25 protein-coding genes are annotated in these 18768 nt (G+C 36.3%); 21 read left to right on the top strand and 4 right to left on the bottom strand.

The genetic code is table 11. From position 1 onward, the window contains the following. Nucleotides 1-27: 27 nt before the first annotated feature. The 6 genes from ACYQ1E_RS14205 to thyX are packed head-to-tail and all read left to right on the top strand — an operon-like array spanning nucleotide 28 to nucleotide 4110. Nucleotides 28-618, top strand: coding sequence for an RlmE family RNA methyltransferase (locus tag ACYQ1E_RS14205; protein WP_459880729.1), 591 nt, complete (start codon nucleotides 28-30; stop codon nucleotides 616-618). Nucleotides 619-644: 26 nt separating this feature from the next. Then, nucleotides 645-1394: a YebC/PmpR family DNA-binding transcriptional regulator gene (locus ACYQ1E_RS14200; protein ID WP_459880727.1), complete on the top strand. Its 750-nt coding sequence runs from the start codon at nucleotides 645-647 to the stop codon at nucleotides 1392-1394. A 3-nt stretch (nucleotides 1395-1397) separates the two neighbouring features. Next, nucleotides 1398-1883: a crossover junction endodeoxyribonuclease RuvC gene (gene ruvC / locus ACYQ1E_RS14195; RefSeq protein ID WP_459880724.1), complete on the top strand. Its 486-nt coding sequence runs from the start codon at nucleotides 1398-1400 to the stop codon at nucleotides 1881-1883. Continuing rightward, nucleotides 1880-2494 (top strand): Holliday junction branch migration protein RuvA, encoded by a 615-nt coding sequence (gene ruvA / locus ACYQ1E_RS14190; protein WP_459880721.1) that lies wholly within the window; start codon nucleotides 1880-1882, stop codon nucleotides 2492-2494. The genes ruvC and ruvA overlap by 4 nt, the downstream gene beginning before the upstream one ends. After that, nucleotides 2487-3446 carry a Holliday junction branch migration DNA helicase RuvB gene (gene ruvB / locus ACYQ1E_RS14185; protein ID WP_459880718.1) on the top strand — a complete coding sequence of 320 codons (960 nt, stop codon included), beginning with the start codon at nucleotides 2487-2489 and terminating at the stop codon, nucleotides 3444-3446. The genes ruvA and ruvB overlap by 8 nt, the downstream gene beginning before the upstream one ends. Nucleotides 3447-3486: 40 nt before the next feature. Further along, complete coding sequence (gene thyX / locus ACYQ1E_RS14180; protein WP_459880715.1) at nucleotides 3487-4110, top strand: FAD-dependent thymidylate synthase; 624 nt, start codon at nucleotides 3487-3489, stop codon at nucleotides 4108-4110. A gap of 96 nt (nucleotides 4111-4206) precedes the next feature. On the opposite strand, the gene ACYQ1E_RS14175 is transcribed toward thyX, so the two are convergent. Together ACYQ1E_RS14175 and ACYQ1E_RS14170 are read right to left on the bottom strand one after the other, a co-directional pair. Next, entirely contained in the window at nucleotides 4207-4392 is a 186-nt protein-coding gene (locus ACYQ1E_RS14175) for a MarR family transcriptional regulator (RefSeq protein WP_459880712.1), read from the bottom strand. Nucleotides 4393-4477: 85 nt separating this feature from the next. After that, nucleotides 4478-5143: a nitrite/sulfite reductase domain-containing protein gene (locus ACYQ1E_RS14170; protein ID WP_459880709.1), complete on the bottom strand. Its 666-nt coding sequence runs from the start codon at nucleotides 5141-5143 to the stop codon at nucleotides 4478-4480. A gap of 240 nt (nucleotides 5144-5383) precedes the next feature. On the opposite strand from ACYQ1E_RS14170, the gene ACYQ1E_RS14165 reads away from it, so the two are divergent. The 15 genes from ACYQ1E_RS14165 (at nucleotide 5384) to ACYQ1E_RS14095 (ending at nucleotide 16084) form a co-directional block, all read left to right on the top strand. Continuing rightward, the gene (locus ACYQ1E_RS14165) at nucleotides 5384-6358 is read left to right on the top strand and encodes an NAD(P)H-dependent oxidoreductase (protein ID WP_459880706.1); all 975 of its coding nucleotides are present in this window, start codon (nucleotides 5384-5386) and stop codon (nucleotides 6356-6358) included. Nucleotides 6359-6552: 194 nt separating this feature from the next. After that, nucleotides 6553-6747: a hypothetical protein gene (locus ACYQ1E_RS14160; protein ID WP_459880703.1), complete on the top strand. Its 195-nt coding sequence runs from the start codon at nucleotides 6553-6555 to the stop codon at nucleotides 6745-6747. A 16-nt stretch (nucleotides 6748-6763) separates the two neighbouring features. Then, entirely contained in the window at nucleotides 6764-7339 is a 576-nt protein-coding gene (rbr, locus tag ACYQ1E_RS14155; protein ID WP_459880700.1) for a rubrerythrin, read from the top strand. 20 nt (nucleotides 7340-7359) lie between these two features. Beyond that, nucleotides 7360-7740 carry a desulfoferrodoxin gene (locus ACYQ1E_RS14150; RefSeq protein WP_459880697.1) on the top strand — a complete coding sequence of 127 codons (381 nt, stop codon included), beginning with the start codon at nucleotides 7360-7362 and terminating at the stop codon, nucleotides 7738-7740. A gap of 13 nt (nucleotides 7741-7753) precedes the next feature. Further along, nucleotides 7754-7963 carry a rubredoxin gene (locus ACYQ1E_RS14145; protein ID WP_459880694.1) on the top strand — a complete coding sequence of 70 codons (210 nt, stop codon included), beginning with the start codon at nucleotides 7754-7756 and terminating at the stop codon, nucleotides 7961-7963. A 14-nt stretch (nucleotides 7964-7977) separates the two neighbouring features. After that, on the top strand, nucleotides 7978-8136 hold the full coding sequence (rd, locus tag ACYQ1E_RS14140) for a rubredoxin (RefSeq protein WP_459880691.1): 159 nt from the start codon (nucleotides 7978-7980) through the stop codon (nucleotides 8134-8136). A 58-nt stretch (nucleotides 8137-8194) separates the two neighbouring features. Then, on the top strand, nucleotides 8195-8866 hold the full coding sequence (locus tag ACYQ1E_RS14135) for a DVU0298 family protein (protein ID WP_459880688.1): 672 nt from the start codon (nucleotides 8195-8197) through the stop codon (nucleotides 8864-8866). A gap of 16 nt (nucleotides 8867-8882) precedes the next feature. Next, complete coding sequence (locus tag ACYQ1E_RS14130; RefSeq protein ID WP_459880685.1) at nucleotides 8883-10193, top strand: cytochrome ubiquinol oxidase subunit I; 1311 nt, start codon at nucleotides 8883-8885, stop codon at nucleotides 10191-10193. Between the two features lie 20 nt (nucleotides 10194-10213). After that, entirely contained in the window at nucleotides 10214-11236 is a 1023-nt protein-coding gene (gene cydB, locus ACYQ1E_RS14125; RefSeq protein WP_459880682.1) for a cytochrome d ubiquinol oxidase subunit II, read from the top strand. 20 nt (nucleotides 11237-11256) lie between these two features. Beyond that, complete coding sequence (locus ACYQ1E_RS14120) at nucleotides 11257-12450, top strand: FprA family A-type flavoprotein (RefSeq protein WP_459880679.1); 1194 nt, start codon at nucleotides 11257-11259, stop codon at nucleotides 12448-12450. A gap of 16 nt (nucleotides 12451-12466) precedes the next feature. After that, a complete protein-coding gene (gene prxU / locus ACYQ1E_RS14115; RefSeq protein WP_459880677.1) occupies nucleotides 12467-13162 on the top strand; it encodes a thioredoxin-dependent peroxiredoxin in 696 nt (231 codons plus the stop codon). Between the two features lie 61 nt (nucleotides 13163-13223). After that, nucleotides 13224-13988 carry an exodeoxyribonuclease III gene (locus tag ACYQ1E_RS14110; RefSeq protein ID WP_459880675.1) on the top strand — a complete coding sequence of 255 codons (765 nt, stop codon included), beginning with the start codon at nucleotides 13224-13226 and terminating at the stop codon, nucleotides 13986-13988. A 138-nt stretch (nucleotides 13989-14126) separates the two neighbouring features. Next, a complete protein-coding gene (locus tag ACYQ1E_RS14105) occupies nucleotides 14127-15116 on the top strand; it encodes an Rpn family recombination-promoting nuclease/putative transposase (protein WP_459880672.1) in 990 nt (329 codons plus the stop codon). Nucleotides 15117-15238: 122 nt separating this feature from the next. Further along, nucleotides 15239-15526 (top strand): RpnC/YadD family protein, encoded by a 288-nt coding sequence (locus ACYQ1E_RS14100; protein WP_459880669.1) that lies wholly within the window; start codon nucleotides 15239-15241, stop codon nucleotides 15524-15526. Between the two features lie 180 nt (nucleotides 15527-15706). Beyond that, nucleotides 15707-16084 carry a Pycsar system effector family protein gene (locus ACYQ1E_RS14095; protein ID WP_488193126.1) on the top strand — a complete coding sequence of 126 codons (378 nt, stop codon included), beginning with the start codon at nucleotides 15707-15709 and terminating at the stop codon, nucleotides 16082-16084. A gap of 382 nt (nucleotides 16085-16466) precedes the next feature. On the opposite strand, the gene ACYQ1E_RS14090 is transcribed toward ACYQ1E_RS14095, so the two are convergent. Together ACYQ1E_RS14090 and ACYQ1E_RS14085 are read right to left on the bottom strand one after the other, a co-directional pair. Then, nucleotides 16467-17546, bottom strand: coding sequence for an IS91 family transposase (locus tag ACYQ1E_RS14090; protein ID WP_459874725.1), 1080 nt, complete (start codon nucleotides 17544-17546; stop codon nucleotides 16467-16469). Further along, nucleotides 17543-18457 carry a tyrosine-type recombinase/integrase gene (locus tag ACYQ1E_RS14085; RefSeq protein WP_459874719.1) on the bottom strand — a complete coding sequence of 305 codons (915 nt, stop codon included), beginning with the start codon at nucleotides 18455-18457 and terminating at the stop codon, nucleotides 17543-17545. The genes ACYQ1E_RS14090 and ACYQ1E_RS14085 overlap by 4 nt, the downstream gene beginning before the upstream one ends. Between the last annotated feature and the right edge of the window lie 311 nt (nucleotides 18458-18768).

The following is an 18768-nucleotide window of genomic DNA, read 5'->3' as shown; positions in this document are numbered from 1 at the left end:
ATCGAAATGCACGTGTAGGGGCAGGTATTGAAAAATTATCGGGATTATTATTTTAAAAAGGCTAAAAAGGAAAATTACCCAGCCAGGTCTGTTTATAAGTTAATGGAAATAGACAAAAAGTTTGGTCTCTTTAAAAAAGGTCAAAATATCCTTGACCTTGGGGCATCGCCTGGCTCATGGACAAAATATGCAAAATCAAAGATTGGAAAAAACGGAAAGGTCATTGCTATTGACCTAAATGAGCTAAAAATTCCCATACAACAAGGAATTATCTTTTATCAGGGTGATATTTTAAATAGAGATGAGGAGTTAGAAAAAATATTAGTGGATAATAGTCCCTTTGACGTTGTATTAAGTGATATGGCCCCAAAGACAACAGGAATAAAAATAACTGACCAGACACGCTCATTGGAACTTGCGGAAATGGCACTGGATATAGCAATAGAATTCTTAAAAAATAATGGTTCATTTGTAGTGAAGATATTTAATGGACCTGATGTGCCTGATTTTCAGAAAAAATTACGTAAATTTTTTAAAATAGTTAAAACCTATAAACCTAAAAGTTCTAGGTCTGAGAGCAAAGAGACATTTTTTTTGGGCTTTAAAAAAACAAGATAATTAATTTTGCATTTGCAGGAGGAAATATGGCGGGACATAGTAAATGGGCAAATATTAAATATAGAAAAAGTCGTCAGGACGCAAAAAGGGGAAAGTTATTTACAAAGGCCACAAAGGAAATAATGGTTGCTGCCAGGGTGGGAGGTGGAGACCCATCCATGAACTCCAGGCTCAGGATGGCAATAGACTATGCAAAAAGTATAAACATGCCCAAAGACAAGATTGAGACAGCCATCAAAAAGGGCACTGGAGAGATATCTGCTGGTTCTTTAGAGGAGGTAGTATACGAAGGATATGGTCCAGGAGGTGTTGCCATAATTGTAGAGGCAGTAACAGATAATAAAAACAGGACAGTTGCAGAAATAAGAAAGATATTCAGTAAAAACAATGGAAACCTTGGAGAAACTGGATGTGTTAGCTGGATGTTTGAAAAAATGGGAGTACTTACTTTTTCCAAGGAAAAATATTCAGAAGATGAACTCTTAGAAGTTGGATTAGACGCTGGGGTTGAAGATATAGTAGATGACGGAGATTCTTATGAAGTCAGGACATCTGTAGAAGATTTTATTAAGGTAAAAGATGCCTATGAAAAAGCAGGAATAGAATTTGAGAACGCAGAGATAACCATGATCCCTCAAAACTATGTAAATTTAGACAAAGAAACAGCTAAAAAGGCCTTGAAACTCTATGAACAGTTAGATGACCACGATGATGTTCAAAAGGTACACACCAATTTTGAAATCCCTGATGAACTATATGAAGAGCTTAAAAATTAACCCATGATAGTCCTAGGACTCGACCCTGGTATTAGACATACTGGATTTGGTATAATCGCAGGCGAGAAACAAAAACTCTCCTTAATAGATACCGGGGTCATATCCCCTAAACAAAAGCAGGATTTAAGCGAAAAAATTTCATATATCTACAATCAAATAGTGGAGCTCATAAAAAAATATTCTCCAGAAGAAGCTGCAATTGAAGATGTTTTTATGTCTGTTAATATTCGCTCTGCACTAATACTTGGACATGCCAGGGGAGCAGCAATGGTTGCTTGCACAAATAACAATGTGGATATTTATACTTACGAGCCAACACTCATAAAAAAGACTATTGTTGGAAGGGGAAGAGCGGATAAAAATCAAGTAGCCTTTATGGTTGGTCAAATCCTTGGACAAAAACCTGTCTGGCCCAAAGATGCCAGTGATGCAATTGCAATTGCTATTTGCCATCACTTAATTAGAACCACCCTTAAGAAATACAAATGATCGGCTATATAAAAGGAAAAATAGTATTCATCAGTGAAGATATGGCTATTATCCTCACCTCTTCAGGCGTGGGATATGAAGTAACAGTGCCAAAACCAATATTAATTGATAAAAATTTTCTAAAAAAAGAACAGGTTGAACTCTACATAAAAACCGTTGTAAGAGAAGACTCAATAGAACTTTTCGGATTTGAGACCCCCCAGCAAAAAAATCTTTTTAATAAACTTATTCAAGTAACAAAATTAGGCCCTAAAACTGCAATTAATATCCTATCTAAACTCTCTCCTGATGAATTTATTGAAGCAATTTTTAATGAAAATATCATTAAACTTACCCAGATACCAGGCATAGGAAAAAAAACAGCAAAAAGAATTATTTTAGAATTAAAGGAAAAATTGGAAAAAACACATGGAATAAATGATTTATATATAGAACCAAAAAGAATAGAGAATCAAAAATACGCAGATGTATTGTCAGCACTTAAAAATTTAGGCTACAAAGAGGAAGAAGTTGAGTTTTTGATTAAAGAGGAAATTGAGCAAGAACCAGACCTCTTGATAGAAGAAATAATACGTAATGTTTTAAAAAAATTAGCAAAAAAACATGAATAAAATCAAGGAAGAATACATCAGACCCCAGAACTTAGATGAATTTATTGGTCAAGAAGAGTTAAAAAGGAATTTAAAGGTCTTTATAACAGCGGCAAAAGAGAGAAATCAGGCAATAGATCACATCCTTTTATATGGAAATCCCGGACTTGGAAAGACCACCCTGGCCAGGATTATTGCAAGTGAACTCGGAGTAAATCTAATAACCTCTTCTGGCCCTGTAATAGAAAGGGGAGCAGACCTCGCTGCTATTTTGACAAACTTAAATACAAATGACATATTGTTTATAGATGAAATACATAGATTGCACCCAGCAGTTGAAGAAATCTTGTATCCTGCAATGGAAGATTTTAAATTAGACCTTATAATAGGACAAGGACCAGGTGCAAGGACCGTAAAAATAGACCTAGAGCCATTTACCTTGATTGGTGCAACTACAAGAATTGGACTTTTGAGCTCTCCTTTAAGAGACAGATTTGGCGTAATTTTCAGATTAGGTTTTTATTCCCCAGAGGATCTTGCAAAGATAATTCAGCGATCAGCTAAAGTCTTCCGGATTGAGATTACCAGAGAGGGAGCACTAGAGATTGGACGCAGGTCCAGAGGTACGCCAAGGATTGCCAACAGACTGCTTAGGCGGGTTATTGATTTTGCAATGGTGGAAGAAGATGAAAAAATAACAAAAGATGTTGCAAAAAGGGCATTGGACAGACTGGATATTGACCCATTGGGTCTGGACTCTATGGATAGAAAGATATTAAACATATTGATAAAAAGGTTTGGAGGTGGCCCGGTTGGGATTAAGACAATAGCAACTGCATGTTGTGAAGAGGTCCGCACAATAGAGGAAATTTACGAGCCTTATCTTATACAACTGGGATTTATAAAAAGGACCCCAAGGGGCAGGGTTGCCACACAAAGGGCATATAAACATTTAAAGATAAAAATCTTTTAAAAAATATCTTAAAGTCTGGTTATGAGAGAAGGAGCCATACATGAAAGTTGTAAGACCTTCCTATGAAATTCTTTATCTTCCAGAACCAGATGAAATTTTAAGGGTAATAGAGATTGCTGGAAGGACCTGCTATAAATCTGAACATAAAATCTCCCATGATTCTGCCAAGGAATTTATAAGAAGGATAATTAAATCTGGACACGAAAGTGTAATTGAACACAGCTTCTTAACAGTAAAATTTATTTGTGATAGAGGGGTTACTCACGAACTTGTAAGGCACAGACTAGCAGCCTATTCCCAGGAAAGTACTAGATATGCCAATTATTCAATGGATAGATTCGGCTCTGAGATCACTGTAATAAAGCCCTGTTTTTTTGAAGAAGGAACAGAAGAATATAATATCTGGCTTAAGGCAATGGAGCAAGCTGAAAAGAATTATATGGAACTTTTAAGACTAGGTGCCAGGCCTGAAGAGGCAAGATCTGTGTTACCAAACAGCCTTAAGGCTGAAATTGTGATGAGTGCCAATTTTAGAGAATGGCGTCATGTATTTCGCCTCAGGTGTTCAAAAAGGGCACATCCTCAGATCAGAGAAATCATGATACCCCTTCTCCAAGAGCTAAAGAAAAGGGTTCCTGTTATCTTTGATGATATTACTTATTGACGAGTCCATTGCACTTGTAAAAGTGGGATGGCACTTTCCTAAATAAACTGGAAATTTGAAAAAAAGGACAGGGAAATATCCCCTGTCCCGGGTATATTAATCTCCTTTAGGTGCATAATAACATCTTTTTGGGGATATTACTTCACCTTTTTCCCTAAGTTTTTTTATTATTTTAGAAACCTCTTTACTTTCTATTCCAATTTCTTTGGCTATTTCTCCAGGCCTTAGTGGTTTTCCAGCTTTTTTCATAGCAGAAAGCACTAATGCTTCCTTGTCTTCCATCTTTCCTCCTCCCTTCTCTTTATCAATCAATATATCCCTATAAACCTTTTATAGCTAGGGACAAATCCGAACAAACAATAGCAAACTAGTTAATTCCTATTTCTTGTTTGAATTTTTCAAGCCCTACTTTATCTATATATTTTCCAATACGTCCAGGCTTTTCCTTATTTTTAAAGACATCAATTATTTTTTGAATTAAATCCAGGGCCGCATCATCACTTAATTCTTCAGCAATGAGATCCGCAATTCTGGGCTTTGCCCCACCATTTCCACCAACTACCAGCTTCCAACCCTTTGGGGTTCCAATAAGTCCAATATCCTTAAACCATGAATCAGCACAACAGTTTGGACATCCTGATACTCCAATCTTAAATTTTGCAGGTAATGGGTATCCGTGATATAATTCGTCCAGTTTGAGCCCAACCTTTACTGAGTCCTGTTGTCCTAATCTGCAAAAAGTAGTTCCAGGACACAATTTAATACTCCTTATACACATACCCACAGCCGCAGCAGGCTTCATCCCAAGCTCTTTCCAGGCCTTTTCAAGATCCTCTTCTTGCAAACCAACAATTGCAAGTCTCTGGGCACCAGTCAGCTTGATTGCCTTAGCATTAAACTTTTCTGCCACATCTGCAATTTTTCTAAGTGTCTCGGGTGTACAAATTCCCCCAGGAATATGGGGAACAATTGCATAAGTCTCTTTGTCTCTTTGTAAAACTGCACCCAAATCCAATCTGTCTTTTTTAGCCATATAATACCTCCTCTTAAAATTTTAAAATTAAAATCACATTTTTTTCTACAGCAAATAATATACCAAATAATATGGATTAAATCTGAATAAACAAGACTAAAAGGACCTTCATTTTAAACCCTCCTCTTGTTTTTTTTCATATAACGTTTAGTATTACTTTTATTAAATTTTTTTCAACTAAAAAGTAACTAAATAAAGATGTTATAATATAATATTACTTTAAGAAAGGGAGGAAATTTTATGAAAATTTTAGGGATTCAGGGAAGCCCGAGGCTAAAGGGAAACACGAGTATTTTGCTTGATACATTTTTAGAAAAGGCACAAAAGATTGGGGCGAAACCAGAAAAAATTGAGGTAACAAAGAAAAACATCAAACCCTGTCTTGAGTGTGGGATATGTGATGACAAAGGATATTGTGTCCAAAAAGATGATATGCAAGGAATTTATCCCAAAATATGGGAATCTGATCTCATTATCTTAGCAACACCAATGTTTTTCTATGGCCCAACTGCACAGGTCAAGGCCTTAATTGATAGAACTCAAGCCTTGTGGGTAAGAAAGTATGTAAAAGGATTGGAAGATCCAGGAAGAAATAACAGAAAAGGTTTATTTATTGGAGTTGGCGCAACAAAGGGAAAAAACCTATTTGATGGCTCAAAATTAATTGCAAAATATTTTTTTGATGCTTGTGGCGCTTCTTATTTAGACGATATTTGCGTAAGACAGGTAGAAAAACCTGGAGATATAAACAAATTTCCTGAAATCCTAGAACAAACACAAAAAAAGGCTGAACAAATTTGCAAAACATATCTTCAAAGAAAAAAAATCATCTTTGTGTGCAGAGAAAATGCATGTAGAAGCCAGATGTCATGGGCATTTTTTAAAAAATTTTATGGAGATGAGTTTGATGTTAGATCAGCAGGCTCTAAGCCAGCAGAAAAGATAAATCCCAAAATGATACAGGTCATGGAAGAAATAGGGATTGATATGGCCTATATAAAACCAAAATCACTAGAGGATTTATTAAAAGAATTCACGCCAGATACTTTGGTCTCAATGGGTTGTGGGGAGCAGTGTCCATATATACCTGGAGTTAATAAAATTGAATGGGACATAGAGGATCCAGCAGACAAGGACATAGAATTTATGAGAAAAACTAGAGATGAAATCCTAAGTAAAGTAAAAAAACTCTATCAAGAGATAAGGACCAAATAAATGTCTCAAATGCAAAATGAGACAATAGTGTCTCTGCCTGAGAATGCAATAAAAACACGAAATAATGTATCAAAAAAATTATACATATTTCTTTTAAGACATAAAAACATTATACTTTAAACTTTTTATTTTTGGCATATTAGTTGCTGTAAAGGTAATAACACAAAACTTTTTATAAACGTTAAGTAAAGATTATGCATAAAGAAATTTACCATTCTATTGAAAAAAAAGAAAAAATAAAGTATCTAAAAAAGGTAGAGGCCCTGATTCAAGATATGCTTGAGATATCTAACAATGGAATTAGTAAATTCAATGATGAAGATCTGCTTATACTTTGTGGTCTAATCAGGGATTGTGCCTTTAAGATCAAGAAAAAACTAAAAAATTAAAAAAGGAGGTTCATTTATGCCAAGTTTAAAAGGAACAAAAACAGAAAAAAATATCTTGACTGCCTTTGCTGGAGAGTCACAAGCAAGGAATCGTTATACATATTTCGCTTCCCAGGCCAAAAAGGAAGGCTATGTGCAGATTGCCAAGATATTTGAAGAAACAGCTAATCAAGAAAAAGAACATGCAAAGAGACTCTTTAAATTATTAGAAGGCGGAGAAGTAGAAATCACTGGTTCATTTCCAGCTGGAAAAATTGGTTCAACATTAGAAAACTTAAAGGCCTCTGCTGAAGGTGAAAATTATGAGCATACAAAGATGTATCCTGAATTTGCAAAAATCGCCCGTGAAGAAGGCTTTGAAGACATAGCAAAGGTATTTGAAGCAATTGCTGTTGCAGAAGAATTTCACGAAAAGAGATATAAAAAATTAGCTGAAAACATTGAAAAGGATATGGTATTTAAAAAAAATGAGGAAGTGATATGGAGATGCCAAAATTGTGGTTACATCCATAAAGGAAAAGAGGCGCCTGAGGTATGTCCAGCTTGTGCTCACCCAAGGGCACATTTTGAGTTGGTTTGTGAAAATTATTAAAACTAATGGAGGATTAAATCATGGCTCAAAGGTATGAAATTTACAAATGTAATGTATGTGGAAATATTGTTGCTGTCTTACAGGGCGGAAAGGGACAGCTTGTATGCTGCAACCAACCTATGAATCTCTTAAAAGAAGGGGCAGAGGATGCAGCATTGGAAAAACATATACCTGTAATTGAAAAGATTGATAATGGATACAAGGTAAAAGTAGGCAGCGTAGCACATCCAATGGAAGAAAAACACTATATTCAATGGATTGAATTGATTGCTGACGGTACATCTTATTATAAATTTTTAAATCCTGGCGATGCCCCAGAAGCTGTATTTTGCGTTGAAGCAGATAAGGTAGTTGCAAGAGAATACTGTAATTTGCATGGACTTTGGAAGGCCGAACTATAAGGCAGACAGACCTATGGCCAAACCAGAAGAAATGTATCAATGTCAGACCACAAATTGTGGTTATATTTACAACCCTGACAAGGGGGATAGAAAAGGAAAGATCCCAAAGGGCACAAAGTTTGAAGACCTGCCAGATGACTGGAGATGTCCAGTTTGCGGAGCTTCAAAAAAGGCATTTAAACCCTTGGCAGGAGAAGGTTCAGTATTAGGACAAAACAAATAAAAAGGAGTAGTGTTATGGAAAAATGGGTATGTGAAGTATGTGGCTATACTTATGATCCAGAAAAAGGGGACCCAGACAATGGAATTCAACCTGGAACAAAGTTTGAAGATTTACCCGATGATTGGACATGCCCTGTATGCGGGGCACCCAAAAGTGACTTTAATAAAGAATAACTTAATAAACCCAAAAGGCCCCTCTATATTTTGGAGGGGCTTTTTTAATAATAAAAAAATGAATTCCAGAAAAATAAAGAAAGATATCTTAGAAATATTAGCAATAAAAGAATATCCTGAATTTCTAGATGATATTCTAAAATATCCACACAAAAAGGCGTTAGGAGCTCTTTTTTCTGCAATAAACAACAAAAATGAAAAAGTAAAATGGCACGCTGTAACCTGTTTTGGTGCTTTATTAAAAATCCTTTGTGCTGAAGATCCAGAATATGGGAGGATTTTTATAAGAAGACTTATCTGGATGCTCAGTGATGAGTCTGGAGGAATTGGTTGGGGAGTTCCTGAAGTCATGGGAGAGGTATTATCTGAAGTGGACTACCTGGCTGAAGAATTTTCCACTATTTTAATATATCAAATAATAGATCTCCCTGGAAGACCAGACGTCTTTTTAGAACATAAGCTTTTGAGGAGGGGAGGATACTGGGCAGTAGCCCGATTTTCTAAAAATCATCCCTTGATTGTAAAAACACATATTAACGATATATTAAACGCCTATATTAAAGAAACAGACCCCTATATACAACTTATGGGTCTATTGATATTTAAATTAACTGGGTTTAGCTGGCCTGGTGTAAAAGAATTTTTAAATAAAAACCAAAAAATTAGAATATACTGGGACAACAAATTTCAGGAAATAACAATAAAAGATATGGCAAGAGAACTTATATAAATTAAGGAGGAGTCATATGGATGTTGTATGGCTATCTAGATTACAATTTGCAATGGCTACTATGTTTCACTTTATATTTGTCCCTTTGACCCTGGGCCTCTCAATCCTTGTGGCCATTATGGAGTGGAAGTATGTTTTAAGTGGAGATGAAGATTACAAGCGTATGGCAAAATTCTGGGGAAAACTATTTCTTATTAATTTTGCCCTTGGGGTAGTTACTGGTATTACCCTGGAATTCCAGTTTGGGACCAATTGGTCTAAATATTCCGAATATATGGGTGATATATTTGGGCCTCTACTTGCAATAGAGGCAACTGCAGCGTTTTTCTTAGAGTCCACATTCATTGCGGTGTGGGTCTTTGGATGGAATAAACTATCTCCTAAACTACATGCCCTATCAATCACCTTAGTAGCGTTTGCATCTAGTTTGTCTGCCATATGGATACTTCTTGCAAATGGTTTTATGCAACATCCAGTTGGTTATGTGATTAGAAATGGAAGGGCAGAACTTAAGAGTTTTAAGGCGGTGGTAACAAATCCCTTTGCCTGGCAGCAGATATTCCATACACTTTTGGGAGCATACGTGCTCGCTGGATTTTTCATACTTGGCATATCAAGCTATCACATCTTTAAGAAAAATGAGTTTAAATTCTTTGAAAAATCCTTTAAACTAGCATCAGTATGGACATTTGTGTTCTCTCTTTTGCTCGTATTTCAAGGGCACATCCACGGTGGAGAGGTGGCATCTAAACAACCTGCAAAACTGGCTGCAATGGAGTCCCATTGGGAGACAAAAAAATATGCCCCTATGTATCTTTTTTTAATTCCTGACGAACAACGTGAAAAAAATAAAATTCAGATCTTACCTATTCCAGGTGTCTTAAGTATGCTCGCATTCCACCACCCATCAGCAGAAGTAAAAGGACTTAGAGACTTTCCTAAGGATGAAAGACCACCAGTTTTTTTAACCTTTTTATCTTTTAGACTAATGGTTGGCCTAGGCTTTTTATTTATTCTCCTTGCCTTTTTTGCCTGGAAAGAAAGAAATAATCTGGAAAATAATCCAAAAATAATAAAATACTTACCATGGGCAATTCCCCTTCCATATATTGCAATGGAAGCAGGTTGGATTGTAGCAGAAGTGGGCAGGCAGCCATGGATAGTTTATGGTATGCTCAAGACATCAGATGCAGTGTCTCCAATAGCTGGGTCCCAGGTCTATTTTTCTCTTGTTCTCTTGACAATACTCTATACTTTCTTGGGTGCTGTTGATATATTCTTGCTCTTCAAATACGCAAAAAAAGGACCCGAACCAATTGGTAGTTAAAAAACAAAAGGGAGGTAGATATGAATACCATATGGTTTTTACTCTGGGGAATTTTGTGGATTGTTTATTTTATCTTGGATGGATTTGACCTTGGGCTAGGAACCTTGATGCCCTTTATTGCAAAAAATGAAGAAGAAAAAAGGATTATTTACAATGCAATAGGTCCTTTTTGGGACGGGAACGAAGTATGGTTAATTAGTGCAGGAGGAATCACCTTTGCCGCATTTCCAAAGACCTATGCAGTAATGTTCTCAGGACTCTATACAGCCCTTATGCTCCTTTTAGTTGCACTCATCATCAGGGGAGTTTCCTTTGAATTTAGAGGAAAGGTGGATAGCAAATTCTGGAAAGGGGTTTGGGATATTTGTTTATTTGTAGGAAGTTTTTTACCTGCCCTGCTCCTTGGTGTTGCCTTTGCCAATATCTTTAAAGGAATACCTATTGATGAAAATGGGGTATTTCACGGAAATATCCTTACATTGTTGAACCCTTACGGACTTATTGGCGGTGTGCTTTTTGTACTTTTATTCTTAGAACACGGAGCCCTATGGCTATGTATTAGGTCAACTGGAGATCTCCAGATTAGAGCTGCTGTAATTGCCACTCGCATATGGCAGGCAAAAGTGGTTGTTTTTGTCTTGTTTTTGGCTCTATCAGTCTTTGTCACTGATCTATTTGCAAACTATTTCCACCATATCTATCTCTTACCCATACTCATATTGCCTATTTATGGATTGTTTTTGTCCAGAAATGCTATTGCTGCTCAAAAATGGGTTAAAGCCTGGATTGGGTCAGCATTAACCATTGCTGGAACTACCCTTTTTGGACTCTTAGGAATTTATCCAAATATGCTACCATCATCTATTGATCCAAAATATTCAGTGACAATTTATAACGGCTCAGCATCTCCATTAACTCTTAAAATAATGCTAATAGTTGCTCTTATCTTTGTTCCAATAGTAATCTTATACCAACTTTGGGTATACAAAAAATTTGCACACCCAATCACAAAAGACGATCTGGCATATGAAGAAGCATATTAACAAAAAAAGGAGGCTAAATAATGGGACCATTTAAAATTGCAGATAATATTTACTGGGTTGGTGCTGTAGACTGGAATATAAGAGACTTTCATGGTTATTCCACATATGAAGGTTCAACATACAATGCTTATTTAATTTTAGATGAAAAAATAACATTAATTGATACTGTTAAAGACAAATTATTTGACCAATTTATTTCAAATATTAGACAAGTAATAGACCCCAGGAAAATAGATATTGTTATAAGTAACCATACAGAAATGGATCATACTGGGTCATTACCAAGACTTATGCATATAATTGGAAAAGATAAGCCTGTATATTGCTCAAAAATGGGCAAAAAGAATTTGAGTCTACATTTTGGAGATGGCTTTTACTACATCCCTGTTGCAGATGGAGATAAACTTACCATTGGTAAAAGAGAATTAATGTTTATTGAAACAAGGATGCTTCACTGGCCAGATAGCATGTTCACATATATTCCAGAAGAAAAAATACTATTTTCCTCTGATGCATTTGGAGAACACTATGCCACATCCAGAAGATTTGATCATGAAGTAGATGAAGACGAGCTATTTAAACAGGCAAAAAAATATTATGCAAACATCCTATTGCCATATTCTAACTTAGTCTTAAAATTATTTGAAAAAGTAAAAAAATTAAATTTAGAATTTAACATGATATGCCCTGACCATGGAGTAATCTGGACCAAACACATTGGTAAGATCATAGACCTATATGTAAAGTGGGCAGAGCAAAAACCCACTAAAAAGGCATTGGTGGTTTATGATACAATGTGGCATTCAACTGAAAAGATGGCAGAAACAATAGGAGAAACATTAAACAAGGAAGATATTGAAGTAAAGGTTATGAGTCTTAAGTCATGGCATAGAAGCGATATTATAACAGAACTTATGGATGCAGGTGGTCTTTTAGTGGGTTCTCCAACATTAAATAACTCCATATTCCCAACCATTTCTGATTTTTTGACATACATGAAGGGTCTTAGACCCAAAAACAAATTAGGGGCAGCTTTTGGTTCATATGGATGGAGCGGTGAGGCCCCCAAAAAGGTGGAAGAAATTTTAAGAGAGGCAAATTTTGAAATTATAGCCCCAGCCCTTAAGATTCAGTATGTGCCCAATTCTAATGGCCTTAAGCAGTGCGAAGATTTGGGTAAACAGATGGCAGATAAATTAAAAAAATTAAATTAAAAAAGGAGGATGGGCCATGGAACAATTAAAAGATGAGTGCGTAACCCCAACAAAAGGGCCAATTTTTTCAGCAGACAAATCAAAAGAGGAAAATCAAAATTTTACAGGAGGAGATGATATGTTAATAAAAGTAGGAAAAGAAGCAATAGACTTTGAAACAAGTGCATTTGTTCCAGGATTTGGTTTTAAACCATTAAAACTTTCAGACTACAAAGGAAAGTGGATAGTACTTTGCTTCTATCCTGGAGATTTTACATTTGTCTGACCAACTGAGTTGGCTGCAGTTGCCAGCCTTTATGATGAATTTAAGGCCCTTGGGGTGGAAATCATGGCAATTAGCACGGACAGCCGTTTTGTCCACAAGATATGGCAGGAAGAAGAACTCTCAAAAATGATTGAAGGTGGGGTACCATTTCCAATGCTATCTGATCCTGGTGGAAAGATTGGAAAAGTTTACGGAGTATATGATGAAGAGGCTGGGGTAGATATTAGGGGAAGATTTATTATTGATCCTGACTTCAAGGTAAGGGCCATGGAAGTGCTTACCCCAGAAGTTGGCAGGAATCCTAAAGAGCTTTTAAGACAGATAAAGGCATTTCAGCATGTAGTTAAAACAGGCGAGGTCGCCCCATCTGGTTGGGAACCAGGAGATAAGACTTTGACTCCTGGCCCTGAGCTTGTTGGCAAGGTATGGGAAATATGGAAACCTTAAAATAAACATAAAACTTTATTAGGGGATATCAAATGGGATATCCCCTATTTTTTGGTGAGTTATGAAAATCTATTCATGGAATGTAAATGGATTTAGGGCTGTAATTAAAAAGGGATTCTGGGACTGGCTAAACTCATGTAAAGGTGATATTGTGCTTATTCAGGAAATCAAGGCTGAAATTAGTCAAATACCAAAAAAAGAATTGGAAAAAAGAGATGGTTATAACTTTATCTGGAATTCATCAAAAAAGAAAAAAGGGTATTCTGGGGTTGCAGTTTTTTATAAAAATAAACCAATAAGATATTCATTGGAATTCCCAGAAAAAAAATTCGCTGGAGAAGGAAGGGTCATAGAGCTGGAATATGATGACTTCTATCTATTTAATATCTATTTTCCAAATGGTCAGATGAGTGAAGAAAGACTTAAATTTAAATTGGATTTTTATGACTATTTTTTAGATTATGTAGAAAAATTAAGAAAAAACAAACCAATTATAGTGGGAGGAGATTTTAATACTGCCCACACAGAAATAGACCTTGCCAATCCAAAAGAAAATTCAAATAGGTCAGGCTTCCTGCCCATTGAAAGGGCATGGATAGATAAATTTATAGCTGCAGGTTACGTGGATACTTTTAGGATATTTGATAAAAGCCCAGGCAAATATACATGGTGGAGCTATAGATTTAATGCAAGAAAGAAAAATATAGGTTGGAGAATAGACTATTTCTTTGTATCAAAAGAGCTTTTACCCAGAGTAAAAAATGCATGGATTGAAGACAAAATAATGGGATCAGACCATTGTCCAATTGGTCTTGAAATAGAATAAAAAAATGTTTTTGTATACAATATTGGTGGAACCCACAGCAGATTTGGGTTATTTGAATTTCAAGGTATTGATGATTTAATCATAGGAGGTGAAAATAGCCGCTTGCTATTCTTATAAAAGGTGTTTTATTAAAAAATTATGGACAAAAAATACATCCAAAATCCACATGATGCCTTTGTTAAGGAAGTCTTTTCTCACAAGGAGCAGGCTGAAGATTTCTTAAAAAATTATCTTCCCCAAGATATTTGCAGATTAATTGATTTTGATTCCCTTAGTCTTGTCAAAGATTCCTTTGTAGATGAAGAATTAAAAGAACATTTTTCTGATCTTTTGTATGAAGTCCAGCTAAGCTCCAGGCCTGGTTTTATTTATTTGCTTTTTGAACACAAAAGCACTCCCGAAAGATTTACTGGTCTGCAACTATTGCGTTACATGGTGAAGATCTGGGACCTTTATCTTAAACAAAATCATGAGCCTATTCTTCCTGTTATTATTCCTCTTGTGATTTATAATGGACATAGGAGATGGATGATTAAAACAAATTTTTCCTATCTTTTTGGAGAAATAGAAAAGGAGCTAAATAAATATATACCTGAGTTTAATTACTTACTTTATGACTTGTCTACTCTATCAGATGAACAGATCAAGGGGAGAGTGATATTAAAAGCCACTTTAATGGCACTAAAATATCTTACAACACCTGAACCAGGCAAACATCTAAAAGGAATTTTTAGTCTTTTTAAAGAACTTAGTGAGAGCAATACACCTCTTCAATATCTAGAAACACTTTTACGTTACATAGCGAGTGCTAGTGATAAAATAGAAGAAAAAGATATAAAAGAAGCAATAAAACAAATAGGAAAGGAGGCAGATATTATGCCAACTCTTGCAGAAAAATGGATAGAACAAGGAGAACGGCAAGGGATGATTAAAGGCATGGTCTTAGATGCTCAAGAAATGGTTCTCGAGGCCTTGATAGAGAGGTTTGGACTTATTAAACCAGATTTGTCTGTTAAAATTAAGGGAATAGTAAACAGAGAGGTTTTAAAAAATCTGCATAAACTCGCTATTAGAGTGGATTCTTTATCTGAATTTGAGGAAAAATTAAAACAACTTGACAACTTGTAAGTTCTAGGCTTTAGATTCTTAGAAGGGAAAACATAGAACATAAGGCTTCGAATGCTTTAATCAATATTTGCATGGTCCTTTTCCTCTAATCACTAATCACAAATCACGAATCACGAAACATTATGCCAACTCTTGCAGAAAAATGGATAGAACAAGGACGAATAGAAGGACTATTAGAAGGACGGAAACAGGGAGAAGAACAAGGGATGATTAAAGGCATGGTCTTAGATGCTCAAGAAATGGTTCTCGAGGCCTTGATAGAGAGGTTTGGACTTATTAAACCAGATTTGTCTGTTAAAATTAAGGGAATAGTAAACAGAGAGGTTTTAAAAAGTCTGCTTAAACTCGCTATTAGAGCAGATTCTTTGTCTGAGTTTGAGGAAAAATTAAAACAACTTGACCAATGCTAGGGCTTAGATTTTAGACTTTAAATTTCTGGGTAAGGAATTTTTTGTTTGACATTAACAGCATATTTAACAAAAATATATAACATATAAAAACTTAAAATAGTCCAACATTCATCTATTACTCTTAGAAAGAGGGACGGCTCACTTTAAAATCATCGAGTACTTTGAGCAAAATTTGGTGACATCTTTACTGACATTCACCGAATAGTTGCTTCATGGCTTAAAAGCCCTAATGCGTGGTCGTTGGGCGAAGTCTTGGTATTTGTCTCTGTAATAGGATTAGCAATGTCATGTATGTTGGCTGTTGCAGTAGTGTTTCCAAAACTTAAAGGATCGCGACGCGGATATATTTTTTGGGAGTCCATATCAGAGTTTGAATCGGCATCATCTTTCAGTAATTCAGTACAGCAACTAGATAATCAATCGCTTACTAACGAGCTTCTGAATCATGTATATGAATTAGCCGTAGTATGTAAAGAAAAATATAGGATCCTAAACTGGTCCTTACGAATTGGCGCCGTTGCCGCAGTTAGCACTATTTTGTACTTAATAAAGGGATAGTTTAAGAGAGTGAAAATGCCCAACGAATAAGGTTAGATTGTGAGAGCAACGAATAAGGTTAGATTGTGAGAGCGAGCGTAAGAGAGCGAACCACAATCTGAACCGTTTGTTGGACAAGCCCGGTTAAATATAGAAAATATCTTTTTGTGGCTATGGAGTGTTGATCAAGGAAAGTGGTGGTAAGGGGCATTGGTTGGATTAACCAATGCTATGGGAAGTTGATTTGTTGTTGCGATTGTCATTTTTTTTAATATCCAGGCAATTTTCAGGTAAAAAATTCTGTTTTTAGGGTATAACTATCCTTTGCCGGGGATTTTAAAAGATCTCCGGTTTTTTGAATCATATATGGTTTGAGCTTACATAATCATCCTCCCAGCCCCTTTCATGTACAATAACCAGGTTGCGATGGTAATAATCCAGGTATCATTGTTTTTATAATCTTCATGCTATTTCCACAGAGGGGGCAGACTATTGACGGTTTTGGTTTTCGTTTCCATTTGGTGAATGGATTAATACGGAGTATCAACTGTAAAAAACAGATTAATTTCTTGCTGCATGAGTGAAGAAAGCCATAACTTCTGCTTCTTCTAAAGCCTTTAGGCAATACATGGAGCATAATGAGATAGAGGAAGTATTCACCTGAAACGGTTCTGGTTTTATATTGCCTGGTTTTGGCATGGAAGTATCTGAAGGTGACCTTTCCGTTTTTGCATTTTAAGATGTCCTTTTCCCGAATAACTCCTCTGTAAAGATAATTGCCAAGATAGACAATGGCCTTTTCAGCGTTTCCGACGTTTTTACAGTGGACGATCCATTTTTTGGAGCAATTTTTGGGGAGTCTAAGTTTTGCATCTACAATGGCGTGCAGGAGTTTAGCCCTAAACACGGTTCCAAGAGCCTTTTGGTTAAAGAGGTATTTAGTGGATTTTGTTCGCCACAGCCCTGTTTTTGTATTGATGCTGGCTGCAGGCATGATTACATGGATGTGGGGATGATAGTTAAGGTTGCGGGAATGGGTATGAAGTACGGCAATAAAGCCTGCTGCACCGCCAAGTTTTTTATCGTTTTTTACAAAAGTCTTCAAGGTTTCCTGGACAGATTCAAACATCAGGGAATAGAAGGTTTTTTGATTTTTCCATGCCAGGTTTCTGAGCTGAGTGGGAAGAGTAAATGTAATCAGCCAGTAAGTAGCGGGAAGTTTTTTGCTCAACTGATTTTCTATCCATTGCTGGTTTTCATGGTTCTGGCAGTGAGGACAACTTCTGTGTCCACATGAATGTGGAATATAAACGGTGTGGGAGCAGTTATCATTTGAGCACCGTGCTAACATGAGAGGGCCATGTTTATCCCTGCAATGTTCCATGACATGTAGGGCCTTTTTATGGGCCGGCAGGACGAAATTTTTATACTTTACAAAAAAAGAATCTTTGAATTGGGTTATGATAGAAGAAAGGTAAATCATTGCACATCTCCCCATCTGATTTCAAGGTGATTGCTGAGGAAGTTTGCAGCCTTTTGAGCATTGGTTCCGGTTTTGTTGGTAAGGTGTGTGTATTTTGAGGTTGTGAGGATGCTGACATGCCCCAGGATTTTCTGTAATTCTACAAGGTCAACTCCGGCCTCCAGCATATGTGTCGCATAACTGTGGCGAAGAGAGTGACATGAAATTTTTTTTCTAATTTCTAGTTCTGTGACAACTACTTTCATGGCAGTCTGGATGCCACTTCTATCCAGTGGTTTGTCAACAAGATGGGCGTTTTTACGACCTCTTTTGCGATTTGGGAATATAAAGCGTGGATGTTTGTGAACTCTCCAAAAATTTCTGAGTACCTGTAAGGTTTTCCGTGGCAATGGGACTAATCTATCTTTTCTGCCCTTGGCATCACGAATATGAACCCTCATGTTTGTATAGTCGATATCTCCGAGGTGAAGCTCAATTCCCTCACCCAACCGCAATCCCAATGAATAGAGTGTGAAAAAGAAAACTTTGTAACTCAAACTTCTGGTAGCTGTTATTAATCGTTGAAGTTCTTCTATAGTCAGAATATCAGGAATTCTGGATGTTTTTGGCGGTTTAATCAAAGGGATATTTTCCCATGTTTTTTTCAGCACATAGGAATAAAAAAATTTGAGACCATAGAGATCGAGCTTGACGGCACTCCAGGAGTGGCTTGCCCGAAGATCGTTGAAGTAATCCAGAAGCTGGTCAGAGGATAGGTCGGATATTTTACAATCAAAGTAATTTCCGATTCGCCTAAGTGCCCTAGAATATGCCTCAATTGTTTTTGGCTGAAATCCGCTTAATTTCAGTAACTTAACATGTTTTTGATAATAAGCATTGAATTTGGGGTCAGTGGGCATGTTTGTGTTCATTATAACCTCCTAATTTAAGAGCCTCTTCTTGGCTCAATACTAGCTAACCTTTTATCACATAAACTTTATATTGCAATCATTAATTATCCGAAGTATAATTACCTAAAATTGCTTGCCGCTTTAGCGGCTTCGTCCAACAATTGGGTGCACTTGACCGCTGTTCCGCTGGCGCTTCACAGCGGCAAGTGACCCATGGCGTTGGGCATAAAAATATAAATGGAGTATAATAAGTTGGATTTAATGACTTCATCTAAAAGTACTCAAGTGATTTATATGAGGCCCAATTATGCACGTATTGATATTACGTGGGA

Source organism: Desulfothermus naphthae (genome assembly GCF_054657475.1).
This window is presented reverse-complemented; position numbering and strand designations above follow the sequence as displayed.